Below are 19,457 nucleotides of genomic sequence, written 5' to 3' on the forward strand. Positions count from 1 at the left end.
AGGGTGCCCGTTCAACAAGAGAAGTGAAGTAATGGCAAAGCGTACGGTCATGGTGATGGCAGCAGGAACGGGTGGACATATTGTCCCCGGCATCGCCGTTGCGCGCGAACTGGAAAGCCGTGGCTGGAAGGTGCTGTGGGTGGGTACTCAGCGCGGCATGGAAAACCGTCTGGTACCGCCGACCGGTTTCGAGCTGATTCGCCTGGCCTTTCACGGTATCCGTGGCAAGGGGCTCCTGGGCTCGGTAAAAGGCATGTTCCAGCTGCTGGCTGCGTTTGCCCGCAGCCTGGTGTTGATGTTCCAGCACCGTCCGGACGTGGTATTGGGCATGGGCGGTTATGTGTGCCTGCCCACCGGCCTGGCTGCTGCATTGCTGTGGAAACCGCTGGTGATGGTGAATGCTGACGCTGGTTTATTGCTGAGCAACAAGGCGCTATTGCCGTTTGCCGATTATCTTGCCTGCGGTTTCGATGGCGAAGCCGTACGTCAGGTGAAAAAGGCGGTGGTGACCGGCAACCCGGTACGCTGCGAGATCGAGGCCTTGCCGGAACCGGCCGAGCGTTTTGCCGGTCGCAGCGGGCCGCTGCAAGTGCTGGTAGTGGGCGGCAGCCTGGGCGCCAAGGTACTGAACGATACCTTGCCGGCGGCGTTGGCCTTGTTGCCTGCCGAACAGCGCCCGCAGCTGGTACACCAGACTGGCGAGAAGAATTTTGCCGCGGTGCAGGCTGCTTATCAGGCCGCCGGCCTGGAGGTTGGCCGCGACGTCACTTTGCTGCCGTTTATCGATGACATGCCGGCGCGTCTGGCGGCTTGCGACGTGATCGTGTGCCGTGCCGGCGCCATCACTGTCAGCGAGTTGTGCGCCGCCGGCGTCGCCAGCGTCCTGGTACCGCTGGTGGTTTCCACCACGTCGCACCAGCGTGACAACGCAGCGTGGATGGCCGCCGCCGGCGCCGCCATTCACTTGCCGCAACAAGACATGAACCCGACGCAGCTGGCCAAGCTGCTGGCGGGCCTGGATCGCGGCCAACTACAGCAGTTGGCCGCCAAAGCAAGAACACTGGCCAAACCCGGTGCCGCAGCGGCAGTTGCCGACCTGTGCCAGGGGTTGGCAGACCAGAACTGAGATGCTGCCCGATGCGGGTAGCCGGTAGGAAAATACGATGAAACATAGAGTCAAACACATTCACTTTGTCGGGATCGGCGGTGTCGGCATGTGCGGTATTGCCGAGGTGCTGCTGAATCTGGGCTACACCGTGTCCGGTTCCGACATGGCCGACAATGCTGCCACCAAGCGTTTGGCAGGGCAGGGTGCGCACATCTATTTTGGCCACGACGCGACCTATATCAAGGGTGCCGACGTGGTAGTCACCTCCACCGCGGTGAAGGCGGACAACCCGGAAGTACGCGAAGCCCAGCAGAACCACATCCCGGTCATCCCGCGCGCGATGATGCTGGCCGAGCTGATGCGCTTCAAACAGGGCATTGCGATTGCCGGTACCCACGGCAAGACCACCACCACCAGCCTGACGGCGTCGGTGCTGGGCGCGGCCGGCCTGGACCCGACCTTCGTGATTGGCGGCAAGCTGACTGCGGCCGGCACCAACGCCCGTCTGGGTAGTGGCGAATACTTGGTGGCCGAGGCCGACGAGTCGGACGCGTCCTTCCTGTACCTGCAGCCGGTGATGGCGGTGGTGACCAATATCGACGCCGATCACATGGACACCTACGACCACAGCTTCGACAAGCTGAAGCAGGCCTTCGTGGACTTCATCCACCACCTGCCGTTCTACGGCCGCGCTGTACTGTGCGTGGACGACGAGCACGTGCGCAGCATCGTGCCGCAGCTGAAAAAGCCGGTTACTACCTACGGTCTGGACGATAGCGCCGATGTACATGCGGCCAACGTGGTAGCCGACGCCGGCCGTATGCATTTCGACGTGGTGGTGAAGGCCGACGGCCTGCGCTTCCCGGTCACCCTCAACATGCCGGGCCGCCACAACGTGCTGAACGCGCTGGCGGCCACCGCCATCGGCCTGGAGTGCGGTGCCGATATCGAGGCCATCCAGAAAGGCCTGGCCGAGTTTGCCGGTGTGGGCCGCCGCTTCCAGCGCTACGGCGAGTTGCCGGCCAAGGATGGCGGCAGCTACACGCTGATCGACGACTACGGCCACCACCCGGTAGAAATGGCGGCCACGTTGGCCGCTGTGCGCGGCGCCTTCCCGGACAAGCGCCTGGTATTGGCGTTCCAGCCGCACCGCTACAGCCGTACCCGCGACCTGTTTGAAGACTTCGTCAAAGTGTTGGGCCGTGTCGATGCGCTGCTGCTGGCCGAGGTCTACGCCGCCGGCGAGGCGCCGATCGTGGCGGCCGACGGCCGCGCGCTGACCCGCGCCGTGCGCGTAGGCGGCAAGGTGGAACCGCTGTTTGTCGAGCAGATTGCCGACATGCAGCAAGCCATTACCGATATGGCCAGGGACGGCGACGTGGTAATCACCATGGGTGCCGGTTCGATTGGTGGTATTCCCGCCAAGCTGGTAGCGGCCGCCAAGGCCTGACACAACGTGTCGCCGTCCCGCCGGGGCGGCAGTGAGGACAGCATGAAGCAGTTTGGCAAAGTAGCAGTGATGATGGGCGGCAGCTCCGCCGAGCGCGAAGTGTCGCTGATGAGTGGTAACGGTGTGTTGGCCGCACTGCGCAGCAAGGGCGTGGACGCCCATCCGTTCGACCCGGCGGAAAAGCCGCTTGGCGCGCTGAAAGACGAGGGTTTTGCCCGTGTGTTCAACATCCTGCACGGCCCGTTCGGTGAAGACGGCACGCTACAAGGCGCGCTGGAAGCGCTGGGCATGCCGTACACCGGTTGTGGTGTGATGGCGTCGGCCATCTGCATGGACAAATGGCGCACCAAGCTGCTGTGGAAAGGCGCCGGGCTGCCGATTCCGGCGTTCGCGCTGCTGAGCGACGACAGCGATTTCGACGCCATCGAGCAAGAACTGGGGCTGCCGATTTTCGTGAAGCCGTCCACCGAAGGCTCCAGCATCGGTGTGACCAAGGTAAAAACGCACGGTGGCCTGAAGGCGGCGTACGAAGAGGCGCGCCAATACGACAGCATCGTGATCGCCGAGCAGTTTATCGGAGGGGGCGAGTACACCTGTGCCGTGATCGACGGCCAGGCCTACCCCACCATCAAGATCGAGCCGGCAACCGAGTACTACGACTACCAGGCCAAGTACTTCCGCGACGACACGGTATACCGCTGCCCGTCCGGCCTGAGCGATGCGCTGGAAGCGCGCGCGCGCAGCCTGGCGTTGCAGGCGTTCAAGGTACTGGGCTGCCAGGGCTGGGCGCGTATCGACTTCCTGATGGACGAGCAGGGTGGTATCTACCTGCTGGAAGCCAATACCAACCCGGGTATGACCAGCCACAGCCTGGTACCGATGGCGGCACGGGCAGAAGGCCTGAGCTACGAAGACCTGTGCGTGAAGGTGCTGGCTGCCGCTCATGTGGGATAACCATGCTGTATTGCGGGCCATCGCCAATCTGTTGCTAACGGCCTCGCTACTGATGTTGTTGTACGCCGGTGGGTTCTGGATGACGCATTCGCCGCTGTTTCCGGTAAAGCGCATTCATATCAGCGGCGCGGTAACCAAGGTCACGCCGGTGCAGTTGAAGTACATCGCGCAGAACGAGCTGTCTGGCACGTTTTTTACGCTGGATATCAACAAGACACGGCAGGCGTTCGAAAAGCTGCCGTGGGTAGACAGGGTACAAGTACGCCGGACGTGGCCGGACCGTCTCGACATTACGGTTACCGAGCATGTTGCGCTGGCGCGCTGGGGTGATCAGGGGCTGATCAGTACACATGGCCGCTGGTTCGATGCTGCTAGCGACCAGCCGCTGCCGGTGATGTTCGGCCCGGCGGCCAGCGAAAAAGAAATGGTGCAGGCACTGCAGGATTTCCGGCAGCGCCTGCAGCCCGCCGGATTACAGCCGTTACGTATCTGGCTGACCGAACGGCGGGCGTGGAGGATGCAATTGGATAACGGGGTAGTGCTGGAACTGGGCCGCGGGCCGGTAGGGGAGCGCTTGTCGCGGTTTGTCGAGCACTGGCCGCGCAGCCTGGCAACCTTGCCATACCGCATTACATATGTGGATTTGCGCTACCCCAATGGATTCGCTGTGCGGATGCCCGATTACAAGGCACCGCCTACGGCAACAAACAAGCTTTAAGCGTTGGAGCGACAGGTGAGCAAACCTAAGGAAAGCAAAAACATGCTGGTGGGCCTGGATATCGGCACCTCGAAGATCGTCGCGATCGTCGCCGAAGTGCTGGAAGAAGGCCGCCTGAACATCATCGGTATGGGCCAGGTGCCCTCGCGTGGTCTGAAGCGCGGCATGGTGGTGAATATCGAGTCTACCGTGCAGGCCATCCAGCGTGCGTTGGAAGAAGCGCAGCTGATGGCCGACTGCAAGATCAACGAGGTGTACACCGGCATCGCGGGCAGCCACATCAAGGGCGTGAATTCGCACGGCATGGTGGCGATCAAGGACCGTGAAGTGACCCAGGCCGATATCGACCGCGTGATCGAGACGGCACGTGCGGTGTCGATCCCGCCTGATCACCAGGTGCTGCACATCCTGACCCAGGAATTCAGCATTGACGGTCAGGAGGGCGTGCGCGAGCCGCTGGGCATGAGTGGCGTACGGCTGGAAGCCAAGGTGCACATCGTGACCGGTGCCATTTCGGCCGCGCAGAACGTGGCCAAGTGTGTACGTCGCTGCGGCCTGGAAGTGTCCGACCTGGTGTTGCAGCCGATGGCCAGCGCCACTGCGGTGCTGTCAGAAGACGAGAAAGAACTGGGCGTGTGCCTGATCGATATCGGTGGTGGTACCACCGATATCGCGGTTTACGTCAACGGCGCCATCCGCCACACGGCGGTGATTCCGATTGCCGGTGACCAGATCACCAACGATATCGCCATGGCGCTGCGCACCCCGACCAAGGAAGCCGAAGACATCAAGATTCAGCACGGTGTGGCGCTGGTGGGCATGGCCGACCCGGCGCAGATGATCGAGGTACCGGGCGTCGGCGAGCGCGGCCCGCGCCAGATGTCGCGTGCCACGCTGGCCGAGGTGATCGAGCCGCGCGTGGAAGAGCTGTTCCAGCTGGTGCAGCAGGAGCTGCGCCGCAGCGGTTTTGAAGAAATGTCCACCGGCATCGTGATTACCGGTGGTGCCAGCCTGATGCCGGGCATGGTGGAGCTGGCTGAAGAAGTGTTCCACCTGCCGGTGCGTATCGGCGTACCCAAGTACGTCGGCGGCCTGGCAGAGGTAGTGAAGAATCCGCGGTTCTCGACCGGGGTGGGTCTGCTGCTGTACGGCAAAGACCAGATGACGCCTGGCGTTGGCCAGAAGGTCGAGACCGCAGGCGTAGGTCAGATGTTTCAACGTATGAAGGCTTGGTTTGCCGGTAATTTCTAAGGCAAGGGCGGATATTCCGACAACAGCTCATCTTTTTACAGGAGAGGAAAAATGAGCGGCATGGTATTTGAGGTAATGCAGGAGACCGCCAGCGAGGCGGTCATCAAGGTGATCGGTGTCGGCGGTGGCGGCTGCAACGCCATCGACAACATGATCAGCAGCCAAGTACAGGGTGTGGAGTTCATCTGCGCCAATACCGACGCGCAGGCGCTGAAGCGCAACCGTGCGCCGCAAAAGCTGCAGCTGGGTACCAACCTGACCAAGGGCTTGGGCGCGGGTGCCAACCCGGACACCGGCCGCAATGCCGCGCTGGAAGACCGCGAACGCATCGCCGAGATGCTGCGTGGCGCCAACATGGTGTTTGTGACTGCCGGCATGGGTGGCGGTACCGGTACCGGTGCGGCCCCAGTGGTGGCTGAAGTGGCCAAGGAACTGGGCATCCTGACCGTGGGCGTGGTGACCCGTCCGTTCGAACACGAAGGCAAGCGCCTGCGTGTGGCCGGTGATGGTATCGAGCTGCTGAAAAAGCACGTGGATTCGCTGATCGTGATCCCCAACGAAAAGCTGATGGCGGTGCTGGGTGAGGACGTCACCATGCGCGAAGCCTTCCGTGCGGCCGACGACGTGCTGAAAGGCGCGGTAGCCGGTATTTCCGAAGTGATTACCTGCCCGGGTCTGATCAACGTCGACTTTGCCGACGTGCGCGCAGTGATGAGCGAAATGGGCCTGGCGATGATGGGTTCCGCTTTTGCCTCCGGTATCGACCGTGCCCGTGTGGCCGCCGAGCAGGCCGTAGCCAGCCCGCTGCTGGACAACATCACGCTGGAAGGTGCGCGTGGTGTGCTGGTGAACATCTCCACCGCGCCGGGTTGCCTGAAGATGAGCGAATACCGCGAAATCATGAGCATCATCCGTCAGTACGCGGACGAAGATGCGCAGGTGAAATTCGGTACCGCCGAGGTGGAAGACATCCCGGAAGACACCATCCGCGTGACGCTGATTGCTACCGGCCTGGGCCAGAAGCCGACTAGCAGCCGCGACGAGCGCCCTGACTACATCAAGATCGTGAAAACCGGCACCGACAACATCGGTATGGAAGTGGACTTCAACGACCTGAACACGCCCGCCGTGATGCGTAACCGTGGCCGTCGAGCGCCGGTTTCCACCGACTTTTCGGATCCGGAAGTAAGCGAGTCGTACGACATTCCGGCGTTCTTGCGTAAGCAGGCAGATTGATAGCAAGGGGCAATTGACTGTGGTTGTTTAATCAATCAGCTGCATGGTGAGCCTGTGCTAAACTGTGCTCAGTCAATTTGTCCGGAAGCGCATCATGATCTTGCAACGCACGCTGAAACAGGCCATCAGCGCCACCGGTGTCGGTTTGCATTCAGGTGAGCGGGTCAAGCTGACCCTGCACCCGGCTGCACCGGATACCGGCATTGTGTTCCGCCGCACCGACCTGCCCGCGCAGGACGAGGTGGCGGCACGGCCTGCGCTCGTGAACGACACGCGCCTCTCCTCGACACTGGTCACCGAGACCGGTGTGCGTGTCGGCACGATCGAACACCTGATGTCCGCTTTTGCAGGGCTGGGCATCGATAACGTGATTGTGGATGTGACCGGTGCCGAAATGCCCATCATGGATGGCTCGTCGGCACCGTTCATCTTCCTGCTGCAGACGGCGGGCATCGAGGAACAGCCTGCTGCCAAGAAATTCATCCGGGTCAAACAGCCGGTGGAAGTGATCGAAGGCGACAAGTGGGTACGGCTGGACCCGCACGAAGGCTTTAGCGTGCAGCTGTCGATCGAATTCAACCACCCGGCGTTCAACCGTGCCCCGCAGACGGTCAGCGTGGACTTTGCCCGTCATTCCTATATCGAGGAAATCAGTCGCGCGCGTACCTTCGGCTTCATGCACGAAGTGGAGTACATGCGCAGCCATGGCCTGGGCCGCGGCGGTAACCTCAACAACGCCATCGTGATCGACGACGAGTACGTGCTGAACCCGGAAGGCTTGCGTTTTCCGGACGAGTTCGTGCGGCACAAGATTCTGGATGCCATTGGCGATCTGTACATCGTGGGCCATCCGCTGATCGCCGCGTTCAGCGGTCATAAGTCTGGCCACGCGATGAACAACAAGCTGTTGCGGGTGATGCTGGACAACCCCGACAGCTGGGAATTCGTCACCTTCGATAACCCCGAGGATGCGCCCAGCAGCTTTCATCGCTTGCCCGAGCTCGCGTAACGCGAATGACGAAAAAACCGTGCGGATGCACGGTTTTTTCATGGCCAGTTCACTTGCGGATCGGCTCTATCCTGGCGGGCGGTGCTGCAGTGCTGGCCTTGTTCAGGTTGGCTTGTAGCTCTTCCGTCGTCAATGGCGGCGTATTATCGGGGCACAGTGCCTGTACCACGGTTTTCATGGCCAGATTGTTGCGGTCCAGCTTGCGCCACTCGGTACGCTTGGACTCGATCCAGCGCTTGTTGACACTGTCGCCGTAGGCATAGCTGCGCTGGGTGCGTTCGCCGCAATGCACGCCCTCATGGCTGATGTTTTCAATACCGCTGCTGCTTAGCTGCAGCAGGCTGAAGCGTACGGTCCTGTCCTCTGCCAGCCGCAAGGTTTGGCGATCGATGAACAGTTGCCCCTTGAGGGTTACCGGCTTGTCCAGCTCTACCCAGTCCCACGATCCGAATACCGGAACTGGCAGTGCCTGTTCTTGCCACGGCCCTTCATCAACATAATTATGCTTGCGTTCACGGCCCTTGCCAGACAGATCGGCATGCGCCAGGTTGGCCGCACACAGCAGCCCCAGAAGTATGAAACGGGTTTTCACGATGGATTCCTGAGTTGTCCAATTCGAAGCAAATGGCGACGACGGCCACTCTCGCGGCCGCCAATGCCATAGCTCACTTCGGTAAAACTGACATCGCCACGGGCGGAAACGTTCAGCATGCTGCTGCAGCGTGTGCCGTAGTCGCGGCCAACAATGAAGACCGGCGACAGCATTTTCTCCAGCGCCGAGCCAACGCCGGTATTGGGCAGCTGTTCCGGTGGCGCCTGTTCCGGGTTCATCAGCCAGGGCAGTACTTCGGCTTCGACGGGCGGGCGTTTGAGGGTGCCCAGCTTGCTGCGCAGTTGCTCGCTTTTGTACCAGCGGGTATCCATGTCGGCGTTGGACAGCACGTGAATACCCGGCGCGATACGGTTTAACGCCCGCGTGCGGCTGTTGAAGTGCAGCAGGTCACCCACCGGCCCGAATATCAGGTTGAACGGGCCATAGTTGGCCGCGTTGTCTTTCAGCCAGGTGGCGAAGGCCAGCGGGTCTTCGTTGCCGGTGACAAAACGCTGTACCAGCTCGCCGCGCGAGCGCGCTGCGGGGGTGGCACGGCCTTCGCGAATATGGGTAATGGCGGCAAAGCGGCCACGGGTATCGATGGCCAGCCAGCTGCCGCCGGCTTGCAGGTCACGGCCGCCCAGCACCTGCGGGTGGTCGGGCCAGAAGTCTAGCGCCAGGGCAGGGCGGGCATAATATTCGTCGCGGTTGGCCAGCAGGCACAGCGGACCCAGCGCGGGCGTCTTGTAGGCAAAAGCGATGATGCACATGTGCTGTTCTTGGGCATTTGGCCCAAGGCCCTTAAAATAACGGTTTGATTGTAACCGCTCTACGCCTGGAGGATGAGTGTATGCAGCCAGATATCGCGCTGGATCTGTCCGGTTTGAATTGCCCCCTGCCTATCCTGCGCGCCAAGAAAGCCCTGGCTACCATGGAAAGCGGCACCGTATTGTCGGTGCTGGCTACTGACCCGGGCGCGCCCAAAGATTTCGAAGCCTTCTGCCGCCAGACCGGCAATGCACTGCTGGCATCCAGCGTGCGCGACGATGGGCGCTTTGCGCTGCTGATCCGTCGCAAATGAACTGCAGGCGCCGTTGTCGGCGCCTTTTCTTTATCCTGATGATTGCATAAGGTCGACCAATGAAACTTACCATTACCCGCCCCGACGACTGGCACCTGCACGTACGCGACGGCGCTGCGCTGGCCGCCGTACTGCCCGATACCTGCCGCCAGATGGGCCGCGCCATCATCATGCCCAACCTGAAACCGCCGGTCACTACTGTCGAGTTGGCCGCAGCCTACCGCGAGCGCATTCTGGCCGCGCGTCCGGCAGGCAGCAACTTCGAGCCACTGATGACGATGTATCTGACCGAAGCTACCACGGCCGAAGAAGTACGCAAGGCCAAGGCCAGCGGCTTCGTGCACGGCATCAAGCTGTACCCGGCAGGCGCTACCACCAACTCCGACGCCGGCGTGCGCGATGTGAACAACGCCATGGTGGCGCTGGAAGCCATGGCCGAGGTGGGCATGCCGCTGCTAGTGCATGGTGAAGTCACCGACCCGGCGGTGGATGTATTCGACCGCGAAGCGGTGTTCATCGATACCGTATTCGAGCCGTTGCTGAAGCGCTTGCCCGGCTTGCGCGTGGTGTTCGAGCACATCACCACCCGCCAGGCTGCCGAGTACGTGGCCAGCGCCGGCGACAATATTGCCGCCACCATCACCGCGCATCACCTGCTGATGAATCGCAACGCCTTGTTTACCGGTGGTATCCGCCCGCATCACTACTGCTTGCCAGTACTGAAACGGGAGACCCACCGTGAAGCACTGGTTGCCGCTGCCACCAGCGGCAGTCGCAAGTTCTTCTTGGGCACCGACAGCGCACCGCACGCGCGCCATGCCAAGGAAAGCGCCTGCGGCTGTGCCGGCATGTACACCGCCAACGCGGCCATCGAGCTATACGCCGAGGCGTTTGACGCCGCTGGCGCGTTGGACAAGCTGGAAGCCTTTGCCAGTTTCAACGGGCCTGACTTTTATCAACTACCGCGCAATACCGATACCCTAAGCTTGGTTCGCGAGCCATGGCAGGTGCCTGCCTCGCTCGCCTATGGTGACGAGGAGCTGATCCCGCTGCGCGCAGGCGAGTATGTGCAATGGCGATGCGTGCCATGAGTAATGCTCATGCAAATAGCTCAAAGTTGCTTGCCTCAAATAGATAAGTGCAGGAAATGCCACGCTTGATCAGTAATGTAACGGTGATGTGACGAAACTGGGCTTGTAGTAGCCATGTGTGCTGTGCATAATTGCCTCGCCTTTGTGTACTGTATCCATACAGTTTGTTTTGCTCGGAAGGCCCGCACATGACGGGCCTTCTCTGTTCAAGGAGAGCAGGAGAATATGAAAAAGAACATCACTATCAGCGTATTGGCCGCGTCCGTGCTTATGGCCATGGGTAGCAGTGCCGCGTTTGCTGCGAAAGTACCGGCAGGTGTGCAACTGGCCGCCAAACAGGAACTGGTGCGCAACAACGGCTCAGAGCCGGAGTCGCTGGACCCGGCGCTGGCGGAATCGGTTGGCGCCAATAACATTGCGCGCGACCTGTTCGAGGCGCTGACTGCCGCCGACAACGAAGGCCGCATCGTGCCGGGCCTGGCCGAGTCCTGGAAACAGACCGAGCCGACCACCTGGGTATTCAAGCTGCGCAAGAACGCCAAGTGGTCTGACGGCGTACAAGTGACTGCCGACGACGTGGTGTACGGCGTGCGCCGCTTTCTGGACCCGAAAACGGCCTCCCCCTACGCCTCTACCTATGGCGCTTTCCTGCTGAACGGCGTTGAGGCGGCCGAGGGCAAGAAAGCCCTGACCGACATCGGTATCAAAGCGGTAGACAAGTTCACCATCGAAGTGAAAACCCCGTACCCGGTTGCCTTCCTGCCGGAAGTGATGTCCAACAACCAGCTGGGCCCGGTGCCGCGTCACGCTATCGAGAAGCACGGCAAAGACTGGACCAAGCCGGGCAAACTGGTGGGTAACGGTGCTTTCGTACTGAAAGACTGGTCGGTTAACAGCAAGATCGTGCTTGAGAAAAACCCGCAGTACTGGGACGCGAAGACCGTCGTACTGAACAAGGTGACCTACCTGCCGATCGAAGACGGTTTCGCTGATGTGAAACTGTACCAGTCCGGCGAAAACGACTGGGTATACCAGCTGCCCCCGGGCACCTACGAAAAATACAAGGCCGAGCTGCCGAAAGATGTACGCAACTCGCCGATGCTGGGCCTGCGTTACTACAGCCTGAACGCCAAAGACCCGGTGATGAAAGACAAGCGCGTGCGTCAGGCGCTGTCCATGGTCATCGATCGTGACATTCTTGCCGCCAAGATCACGGCTGACGGCCAGTCGCCTGCTTACAGCGTGGTAGTAAAAGGCACGGCCGGTGCTGACGTGACCAGCTACGACTGGGTGAAATGGCCGATGGCACAACGTGTGGCCGAAGCCAAGAAACTGTTGGCCGCAGCCGGCGTACAGCCGGGCAGCAAGATCAAGTTCACGTACAACACCAGTGAATACCACAAGAAGATGGCCATTTTTGCCGCTTCCGAGTGGAAGACCAAGCTGGGCCTGAACACCGAGCTGGAAAACATGGAGTTCAAGGTACTGCTGAAAAAGCGCCACGACGGTGAATACCAGATCGCGCGTAACGGCTGGGTAGCCGACTACAACGATGCCACCACCTTCCTGACCCTGGTGCAGTGCGGCTCCGACCAGAACGACAACGGCAACTGCAACCCGAAGGCAGAAGAGCTGATCAAGAAAGGTAACCAGGCCAAGACCCCGGCAGAGCGCAAGCAACTGCTGACCCAGGCTACCAAGATGATCATGGACGACTACCCGATCATCCCGCTGCTGTCTTACACCACCCCGCGTCTGGTCAAACCTTACGTTGGTGGCTACAACGGCAAAAACGCGCTGGATCGCTACCGCAACAAGGATCTGTACATCATCAAGCACTAAGCTGATGCGTACAGCCTGAAGCCTAGCCTTCGTCACGAGACCGGGTGCACCCCAACAGGGCACCCGGTCTGATTTGGAAGTGGTAGTGGCGCTGCACCCCGTGCCCAGCCTGGCAGCACCCCTGTTAGGGCTGGTGGTTGCCGTTACCGACCTGGAGTACTCCCATGTGGTCTTACGCTTTGCGACGCGTATTGATGACGATCCCCACCCTGCTGCTCGTCATCACCGTCTGTTACCTGATGCTGCACGCCACCCCCGGTGGCCCGTTCGATTCCGAACGCAAGATTTCAGCTGCCGTCATGGCCAACCTGCAGGCCAAGTATCATCTTGACCTGCCGCTGTGGCAGCAATATCTGTTGTACCTGAAGAGCCTGTTGCAAGGCGACCTCGGCGCTTCTTTCCGTTACGCCGACTGGAGCGTCAACGATCTGGTGGCCAACGCGCTGCCCATTTCCGCCATGATCGGTGGTACCGCCTTGCTGTTGTCGGTGTTCATCGGCATCGTGCTGGGCACTATCGCTGCCTTGCGTCAGAACAGCATTGTCGACTATTTCGTGATGCTGATCGGCAACCTTGGCAGCGCCTTCCCCTCGTTCGTGATCGGCCCGGTACTGATCCTGGTGTTTGCCATCTGGCTGGCCTGGTTGCCTGCCGGCGGCTGGAACGACTACCAAATCAATTACATGGTGCTGCCTATTGCGCTGCTCACCTTCATCAACGTGTCCACCATCGGCCGCGTGATGCGTGGCAGCCTGATCGAGGTGATGAACTCCAACTTCATCCGTACCGCCAAGGCCAAGGGCCTGCCGATGCGTACCATCGTGTTGCGCCATGCGCTCAAACCCGCGCTGATGCCGGTGATTTCGGTAGTGGGCCCGATCGCCATTTCCACCATTACCGGTGCGGTGGTGACCGAGTCGGTGTTTTCGCTACCGGGCCTGGGCAAGCTGATCATCAACGGTGCCTCCAACCGCGACTACACGCTGGTACTGGGGCTGGTGGTACTGGTTACCGTGGTTGCCGTACTGATCAACCTGCTGGTTGACCTGTGCTATGCGCTGCTTGATCCGAAGATCCGTTACTGATCGCGATCGGTCACACGTCAAACCGCGAGGATAGTTATACATGTTTTCCCGAAGCAAACAACGCGACCTGGCCGGGGCCATCGAGGCCAACATCAATGCCGCGGCCATCGAAGGGCGCAGCCCGTGGCGCGATGCGCGCGAGCGTTTTTTCCGCAACAAGGCAGCGGTTATCAGCCTGATCATTCTCACTATCATCACCGTGGCCTGTATTTTCGGGCCCATGGTGTTGCCCTACTCATACGAAGACACCGACTGGAACGCGATGAGCATGCCGCCCAGCCTGGAGGGCGGCCATTACTTCGGCACCGACGAGCTAGGCCGTGACTTGCTGGTGCGTTGCCTGATAGGCGGTCGCATCTCGCTGATGGTAGGCCTGCTGGCCACCATCGCCTCGGTCACCATCGGTATCGTCTGGGGGGCCACCGCCGGCTTCATCGGCGGCAAGGTGGATACCATCATGATGCGTATCGTCGACATGATGTACGCCGTACCCTACCTGCTGATCGCCATCCTGATGGTGACGCTGCTGGGCCGCGAGTTCTACCTGGTGGTACTGACCATCACCGTGTTCTCGTGGATGGATATGGCACGCGTGGTACGTGGCCAGACGCTGTCGATCAAATCCAAGGAATTCGTCGAGGCGGCGCATGCTATCGGTGTGTCTACCCCCAACATCATCTTCCGCCACATCGTGCCTAACCTGCTGGGCATCGTAGTGATCTACACCACGGTAACCGTGCCGGGCGTGATTCTGACCGAATCAGTACTGTCCTTCCTGGGGCTGGGTGTACAAGAGCCGATGACCAGCTGGGGCGTGCTGATCGAGGACGGTACCGGCGTGATGGAAACCACGCCGTGGATTCTGCTGTTCCCGGCCGCCATGCTGTCCATTACCTTGTACTGCGCCAACTATATCGGCGATGGCCTGCGCGACGCGCTGGACCCGAAAGACCGTTGAGGAATACGCCATGAGTCTTCTGAAAGTTAACAATCTTGGCGTGCAGTTCCAGACACCGGACGGCATGGTCAATGCCGTCAACGGTGTCAGCTTCGAGCTGGACGCCGGCCAGACCCTCGGCATCGTGGGCGAATCCGGCTCCGGCAAAAGCCAGTCGGTACTGGCGATGATGGGCTTGCTGGCCAAGAACGGCCGCCCCAGCGGTGAGGCGCTGTACAAGGGCCAGAACCTGCTGGCCATGAGCCCGAAGCAGCTCAACGGCATTCGCGGTGACCGCATCTCGATGATCTTCCAGGACCCGATGACCTCGCTGAACCCCTACCTGACGGTAGAGCGCCAGATGACCGAGGTACTGGAGCTGCACAAAGGCATGACCCGCAAGCAGGCCAAAAAGCGCGCTATCGAACTGCTGGAAGCGGTACGCATTCCCGAGGCGGCCCGCCGCGTCGACATGTACCCGCACGAGTTTTCCGGTGGCATGCGCCAGCGCGTGATGATCGCCATGGCCCTGCTGTGCGAGCCGGAAGTGCTGATCGCTGACGAGCCCACCACCGCGCTGGACGTGACCGTGCAGGCGCAGATCCTCACCCTGCTGAAAGACCTGCAGCGCGATTTCGGCACCGCCATCGTCATGATTACCCACGACCTGGGCGTGGTAGCCGGCCTGTGCGAAAAAGTGATGGTGATGTACGGTGGCCGTGTGATGGAGTACGGCACCGCCAACGACATCTTCTACCAGCCCAGCCACCCCTACACCATTGGCCTGCTGGGTGCCCTGCCGCGGTTGGACCACGACGGCGACGCCTTGGTCAGCATTCCCGGCAACCCGCCCAATATGGCCAATATGCCCAAAGGCTGTCCGTTTACCGAACGCTGCAGCCACGCCTCGGCGCAGTGTGCCGAGCAGCTGCCAGCGCTGGCGCCGTCTGCGGCCAACCTTGCGGTACTGCGCGCCTGCCACAAGCCGGTGGCCGAACTGAAACTGGAGGTGAGCCATGGCTGACAAGAAATTGCTGTTATCGGTGCGCGACGTCAAGGTGCACTTCAAGGTAAAGGGTAACAACGACTGGCCGTGGACGCCCAAACGCACGCTGAAGGCGGTGGATGGCGTCAGCTTCGACTTGTACGAAGGCGAAACACTGGGTGTGGTAGGCGAATCCGGCTGTGGCAAGTCCACGCTGAGCCGTGCCATCCTGAACCTGATTCCGGCTACCGACGGCGAAATCGTATGGATGGGCAAAGACCTGCGCAAGGGCAGTACGAAAGACTGGCTGAACGTGCGCAAGGACATCCAGATGATCTTCCAGGACCCGTTGGCATCGCTGAACCCGCGCATGACCATCGCTCAGATCATCGGCGAACCGCTGCGCGTACACCGCCCCGAACTGTCGCCAGACGAGATCATGCAGCGCGTACGCGCCATGATGGTGAAAGTGGGGCTGCGCGAGCAGATGATCAACCGTTACCCGCACGAGTTTTCTGGTGGCCAGTGTCAGCGTATCGGCATCGCCCGTGCACTGATCCTGGAACCCAAGCTCATCATCTGTGACGAGCCGGTATCCGCGCTGGACGTGTCCATCCAGGCGCAGATCATCAATCTGCTGAAAGAACTGCAGCGTGAAATGGGCCTGTCGCTGATCTTCATTGCCCATGATCTGGCGGTGGTGAAGCATATCTCCGACCGCATTCTGGTGATGTATCTGGGCCGCGAGATGGAGCTGGCCGAGAAGCATGCGCTATACGATCAGCCCACCCATCCGTACACCCGTGCACTGCTGTCGGCCATTCCGATTCCCGATCCTAAGCTGGAGCGCAACAAGACTATCCAGATCTTGCAGGGTGATTTGCCCAGCCCGATCAACCCGCCGTCCGGCTGCGTGTTCCGTACCCGTTGCCCGAATGCGGTGGAGCGTTGCGCCAAGGAAGACATCAAGCTGCACGCCGTCACGGCGGCCACGCAGACGTCCTGCCTGCTGGTGTAAGGCAAAGCTCGGCCGCATACGGCCTAGCTGGCACGCATGCCGTCCACTGATAACAGTGGACGGCATTTTTCATGGCCGCAGACAGCTGCCCGGTGGCCGAAAAAAAACCGGCGCACGGAGCGCCGGTTTGGTGCAGGGTTGCCTGACGATCAGGCCAGCTTGCCGTGGCACTGTTTGTAGCGCAGGCCGCTGCCGCACGGGCAGGGGTCGTTGCGGCCAACGCGCAGGCCTTGCGAGGCCAGGGCCTCCGGCGAGAACGGGTTGCCTTCGGTGGCGCTGGGGGCGTCGTCGTGGTGCATTTCCATGCCGGCCACTTGGTGCGGTGCCACGGCTTCCACGTCTTCCTCGCTGCGTACCTGTACGGTCATCAGCACACTGACCACGCCGCGTTTCACACGGTCCAGCATGTCGGAGAACAGCTCGAACGCCTCGCGCTTGTACTCTTGTTTCGGGTTCTTCTGGGCGTAGCCGCGCAGGTGGATGCCCTGGCGCAGGTGATCCATCGCCGCCAGGTGCTCGCGCCAGTGATTGTCCAGCATCTGCAGTACCAGGCCGTGTTCGAACTGGCGCATAGCCGCTTCGCCAGCCTGGTCCACTTTGACTTGGTAACTGGCAGCAGCCATGTCGAGGATGCGTTGCTTGATGTCCGGAATGTCCAGCGCCGGCTCGGCCTTGATCCAGTCGGCCACCGGTGCTTGCAGCTGGAATTCTGCCTCCAGCGTGCGCTCCAGCCCCGGCAGATCCCATTGTTCTTCCATCGAATCCGGCGGCATGTGCAGATCAACCACATCACTCAGTACGCCGTCTCGCATATGGCTGATGATGGCGGCTACGTCCTGGTCTGCCAGGATTTCGTTACGTTGCTGGTAAATCACCTTGCGCTGATCGTTGGCGACGTCGTCGTACTCCAGCAGCTGTTTGCGGATGTCGAAGTTGCGGCCTTCCACCTTGCGCTGCGCGTTTTCGATGGAGCGCGATACCCACGGGTGCTCGATGGCCTCGCCGTCCGGCATTTTCAGCTTGTCCATGATCATGGCTACGCGGTCGCCGGCGAAGATGCGCAGCAGCGGGTCTTCCAGCGACAGGTAGAAGCGGCTGGCGCCAGCGTCACCCTGACGGCCGGCACGGCCGCGCAGCTGGTTGTCGATACGGCGCGATTCGTGGCGTTCGGTACCGATGATGTACAGGCCGCCGGCAGCCAGTACTGCGTCGTGGCGCTGTTTCCATTCGGCACGGATGGCGTCGATGCGGGCGGCCTTGTCGGCGTCGGACAGGCTGTCATCTGCCTGCACGGCTTTGATTTCCGGTTCCGGGTTGCCACCCAGCACGATGTCGGTACCGCGACCGGCCATATTGGTAGCCACGGTCACGATGCCCGGGCGGCCGGCCTGGATCACGATGTCCGCTTCGCGGGCGTGTTCTTTGGCGTTCAGCACGTTGTGGGCAATGCCGGCCTGGCTCAACAGTTGCGACATCAGCTCGGAGTTTTCGATGCTGGTAGTACCCACCAGCACAGGTTGGCCGCGGCTGACGCAGTCTTTGATGTCGCTGATGATGGCGTTGTACTTCTCGCGTGCCGAGCGGTAGATCTTGTCCTGGTGGTCCTGGCGGATCATCGGGCGGTTGGTTGGGATGACGACAGTTTCCAGCGAGTAGATGTTCTGGAACTCGTAAGCCTCGGTGTCGGCAGTGCCGGTCATGCCGGCCAGCTTGCCGTACAGGCGGAAGTAGTTCTGGAAGGTGATCGACGCCAGGGTCTGGTTTTCGCGGTTGATCTGCACACCTTCTTTGGCCTCTACGGCCTGGTGCAGGCCATCGGACCAGCGGCGGCCGGCCATCAGACGGCCGGTGAATTCGTCCACGATTACCACTTCGCCGTCCTGCACCACGTAGTGCTGGTCCAGATGGAACAAGGCGTGGGCTTTCAGCGCGGCATTCAGATGGTGCATCAGCGTGATGTTGGCCGCCGAGTACAGGCTGTCGCCTTCGGCCAGCAGGCCCATCTGGCTTAGGATGGCTTCGGCGTGTTCGTGGCCGGCTTCGGATAGCAGCACGCTGTGCGCTTTTTCATCCACCCAGTAATCGCCTTCGCCGTCTTCGGTTTCCTGCTTTTTCAGCAGCGGCGGTACCGCGTTCATGGCGCGGTACATCTCCACGTTGTCTTCCGCCGGGCCGGAGATGATCAGCGGGGTACGCGCTTCGTCGATCAGGATGGAGTCCACTTCGTCCACCACGGCGAAGTTCAGCTCGCGCTGCACTTTCTCGCCCAGGCTGAACACCATATTGTCGCGCAGGTAGTCGAAGCCGAATTCGTTGTTGGTGCCGTAGGTGATATCGCAGGCGTAGGCCAGCTTCTTGTGCTCGTGCTGCATCTGCGACAGGTTCACCCCCACCGACAGGCCTAGGAAGTTGTACAGCTTGCCCATGATGCCGGCGTCGCGGCTGGCCAGGTAGTCGTTGACGGTAATGACGTGTACGCCCTTGCCGGCAATGGCGTTCAGGTATACCGGCAGGGTGCCCACCAGGGTCTTGCCCTCGCCGGTACGCATTTCGGCGATCTTGCCGTGGTGCAGCACCATGCCGCCGATCAGCTGTACGTCGAAGTGGCGCATGTTCAGCACGCGGCGCGAGGCTTCGCGGCAGACGGCAAACGCTTCCGGCAGCAACGCGTCCAGCGTTTCACCCTTGGCATGACGCTCTTTGAATTCGGTGGTTTTGGCCGCCAGCTGTTCGTCCGACAGTGCCTTCATGGCGTCTTCCATACCGTTGATGCGGTTGGCGACCTGGCGATATTGCTTGAGCAGTCGTTCGTTGCGGCTGCCGAATACTTTCTTGAGAAGCGTCGAAATCATCGTGTGGACATCCAGCGGCCAGCGGGCCGATAAAAATGGCTAAAAGTGTAGCACAGGCAAACCTTCTTTTAATGGGGGCATTGCTGACCGGTATCAAGTGCCTGTGCGATGGGCCAGTGTGTGTTTAATGAAATGCGTTGCCGTGTTCTAAACAAACGTATGAGCGTAAACGCGCTGTCATGCAGACAGCTTAGCCTGAGCGCTGGCTTGACGTTGTAACGACAAATAACAATACACACGAGGAAGTA

At 60.8% G+C, this 19,457-nt stretch carries 17 protein-coding genes; 14 read left to right on the top strand and 3 right to left on the bottom strand.

The genetic code is table 11. From position 1 onward, the window contains the following. Positions 1–31: 31 nt before the first annotated feature. From murG to lpxC, 7 genes are all read left to right on the top strand, one after another. Positions 32–1,126, top strand: a complete 1,095-nt coding sequence (gene murG, locus ACK4FZ_RS03385; RefSeq protein ID WP_409818291.1) for an undecaprenyldiphospho-muramoylpentapeptide beta-N-acetylglucosaminyltransferase — start codon at positions 32–34, stop codon at positions 1,124–1,126. A gap of 37 nt (positions 1,127–1,163) precedes the next feature. Continuing rightward, positions 1,164–2,558: a UDP-N-acetylmuramate--L-alanine ligase gene (gene murC / locus ACK4FZ_RS03390; protein ID WP_409818292.1), complete on the top strand. Its 1,395-nt coding sequence runs from the start codon at positions 1,164–1,166 to the stop codon at positions 2,556–2,558. 42 nt (positions 2,559–2,600) lie between these two features. Continuing rightward, the gene (locus ACK4FZ_RS03395; RefSeq protein WP_409818293.1) at positions 2,601–3,512 is read left to right on the top strand and encodes a D-alanine--D-alanine ligase; all 912 of its coding nucleotides are present in this window, start codon (positions 2,601–2,603) and stop codon (positions 3,510–3,512) included. Then, positions 3,502–4,230, top strand: a complete 729-nt coding sequence (locus ACK4FZ_RS03400) for a cell division protein FtsQ/DivIB (RefSeq protein WP_409818294.1) — start codon at positions 3,502–3,504, stop codon at positions 4,228–4,230. Before ACK4FZ_RS03395 ends, ACK4FZ_RS03400 begins: the two co-directional genes overlap by 11 nt. Before the next feature lie 42 nt (positions 4,231–4,272). After that, entirely contained in the window at positions 4,273–5,481 is a 1,209-nt protein-coding gene (gene ftsA / locus ACK4FZ_RS03405) for a cell division protein FtsA (protein WP_240802272.1), read from the top strand. A gap of 51 nt (positions 5,482–5,532) precedes the next feature. Next, entirely contained in the window at positions 5,533–6,717 is a 1,185-nt protein-coding gene (ftsZ, locus tag ACK4FZ_RS03410) for a cell division protein FtsZ (protein WP_144371001.1), read from the top strand. Positions 6,718–6,814: 97 nt separating this feature from the next. Beyond that, on the top strand, positions 6,815–7,726 hold the full coding sequence (gene lpxC / locus ACK4FZ_RS03415; protein WP_409818443.1) for a UDP-3-O-acyl-N-acetylglucosamine deacetylase: 912 nt from the start codon (positions 6,815–6,817) through the stop codon (positions 7,724–7,726). Between the two features lie 49 nt (positions 7,727–7,775). On the opposite strand, the gene ACK4FZ_RS03420 is transcribed toward lpxC, so the two are convergent. Together ACK4FZ_RS03420 and ACK4FZ_RS03425 are read right to left on the bottom strand one after the other, a co-directional pair. Continuing rightward, complete coding sequence (locus ACK4FZ_RS03420) at positions 7,776–8,318, bottom strand: CNP1-like family protein (RefSeq protein WP_409818295.1); 543 nt, start codon at positions 8,316–8,318, stop codon at positions 7,776–7,778. Further along, positions 8,315–9,088 carry an NRDE family protein gene (locus ACK4FZ_RS03425; RefSeq protein ID WP_409818296.1) on the bottom strand — a complete coding sequence of 258 codons (774 nt, stop codon included), beginning with the start codon at positions 9,086–9,088 and terminating at the stop codon, positions 8,315–8,317. Before ACK4FZ_RS03425 ends, ACK4FZ_RS03420 begins: the two co-directional genes overlap by 4 nt. Before the next feature lie 80 nt (positions 9,089–9,168). Between ACK4FZ_RS03425 and ACK4FZ_RS03430 the strand changes: the two genes are divergently transcribed. From ACK4FZ_RS03430 to oppF, 7 genes are all read left to right on the top strand, one after another. Then, complete coding sequence (locus ACK4FZ_RS03430) at positions 9,169–9,399, top strand: sulfurtransferase TusA family protein (protein WP_409818297.1); 231 nt, start codon at positions 9,169–9,171, stop codon at positions 9,397–9,399. A gap of 59 nt (positions 9,400–9,458) precedes the next feature. Beyond that, positions 9,459–10,490, top strand: coding sequence for a dihydroorotase (gene pyrC / locus ACK4FZ_RS03435; protein WP_409818298.1), 1,032 nt, complete (start codon positions 9,459–9,461; stop codon positions 10,488–10,490). A 225-nt stretch (positions 10,491–10,715) separates the two neighbouring features. Further along, positions 10,716–12,332, top strand: coding sequence for a peptide ABC transporter substrate-binding protein (locus tag ACK4FZ_RS03440; RefSeq protein ID WP_409818299.1), 1,617 nt, complete (start codon positions 10,716–10,718; stop codon positions 12,330–12,332). A 164-nt stretch (positions 12,333–12,496) separates the two neighbouring features. Beyond that, positions 12,497–13,417, top strand: coding sequence for an oligopeptide ABC transporter permease OppB (gene oppB, locus ACK4FZ_RS03445; protein ID WP_409818300.1), 921 nt, complete (start codon positions 12,497–12,499; stop codon positions 13,415–13,417). A 40-nt stretch (positions 13,418–13,457) separates the two neighbouring features. Next, the gene (locus ACK4FZ_RS03450) at positions 13,458–14,375 is read left to right on the top strand and encodes an ABC transporter permease subunit (RefSeq protein ID WP_409818301.1); all 918 of its coding nucleotides are present in this window, start codon (positions 13,458–13,460) and stop codon (positions 14,373–14,375) included. Positions 14,376–14,385: 10 nt separating this feature from the next. Then, entirely contained in the window at positions 14,386–15,378 is a 993-nt protein-coding gene (locus ACK4FZ_RS03455; RefSeq protein ID WP_409818302.1) for an oligopeptide/dipeptide ABC transporter ATP-binding protein, read from the top strand. Next, positions 15,371–16,357: a murein tripeptide/oligopeptide ABC transporter ATP binding protein OppF gene (gene oppF / locus ACK4FZ_RS03460; RefSeq protein ID WP_409818303.1), complete on the top strand. Its 987-nt coding sequence runs from the start codon at positions 15,371–15,373 to the stop codon at positions 16,355–16,357. Before ACK4FZ_RS03455 ends, oppF begins: the two co-directional genes overlap by 8 nt. Before the next feature lie 149 nt (positions 16,358–16,506). Here oppF and secA read toward each other — a convergent pair whose 3' ends face one another. Next, positions 16,507–19,209 (bottom strand): preprotein translocase subunit SecA, encoded by a 2,703-nt coding sequence (gene secA / locus ACK4FZ_RS03465; protein ID WP_409818304.1) that lies wholly within the window; start codon positions 19,207–19,209, stop codon positions 16,507–16,509. Between the last annotated feature and the right edge of the window lie 248 nt (positions 19,210–19,457).

It is taken from the genome of Vogesella sp. (genome assembly GCF_046297735.1).
Taxonomy (GTDB): Bacteria; Pseudomonadota; Gammaproteobacteria; order Burkholderiales; family Chromobacteriaceae; genus Vogesella; species Vogesella urethralis.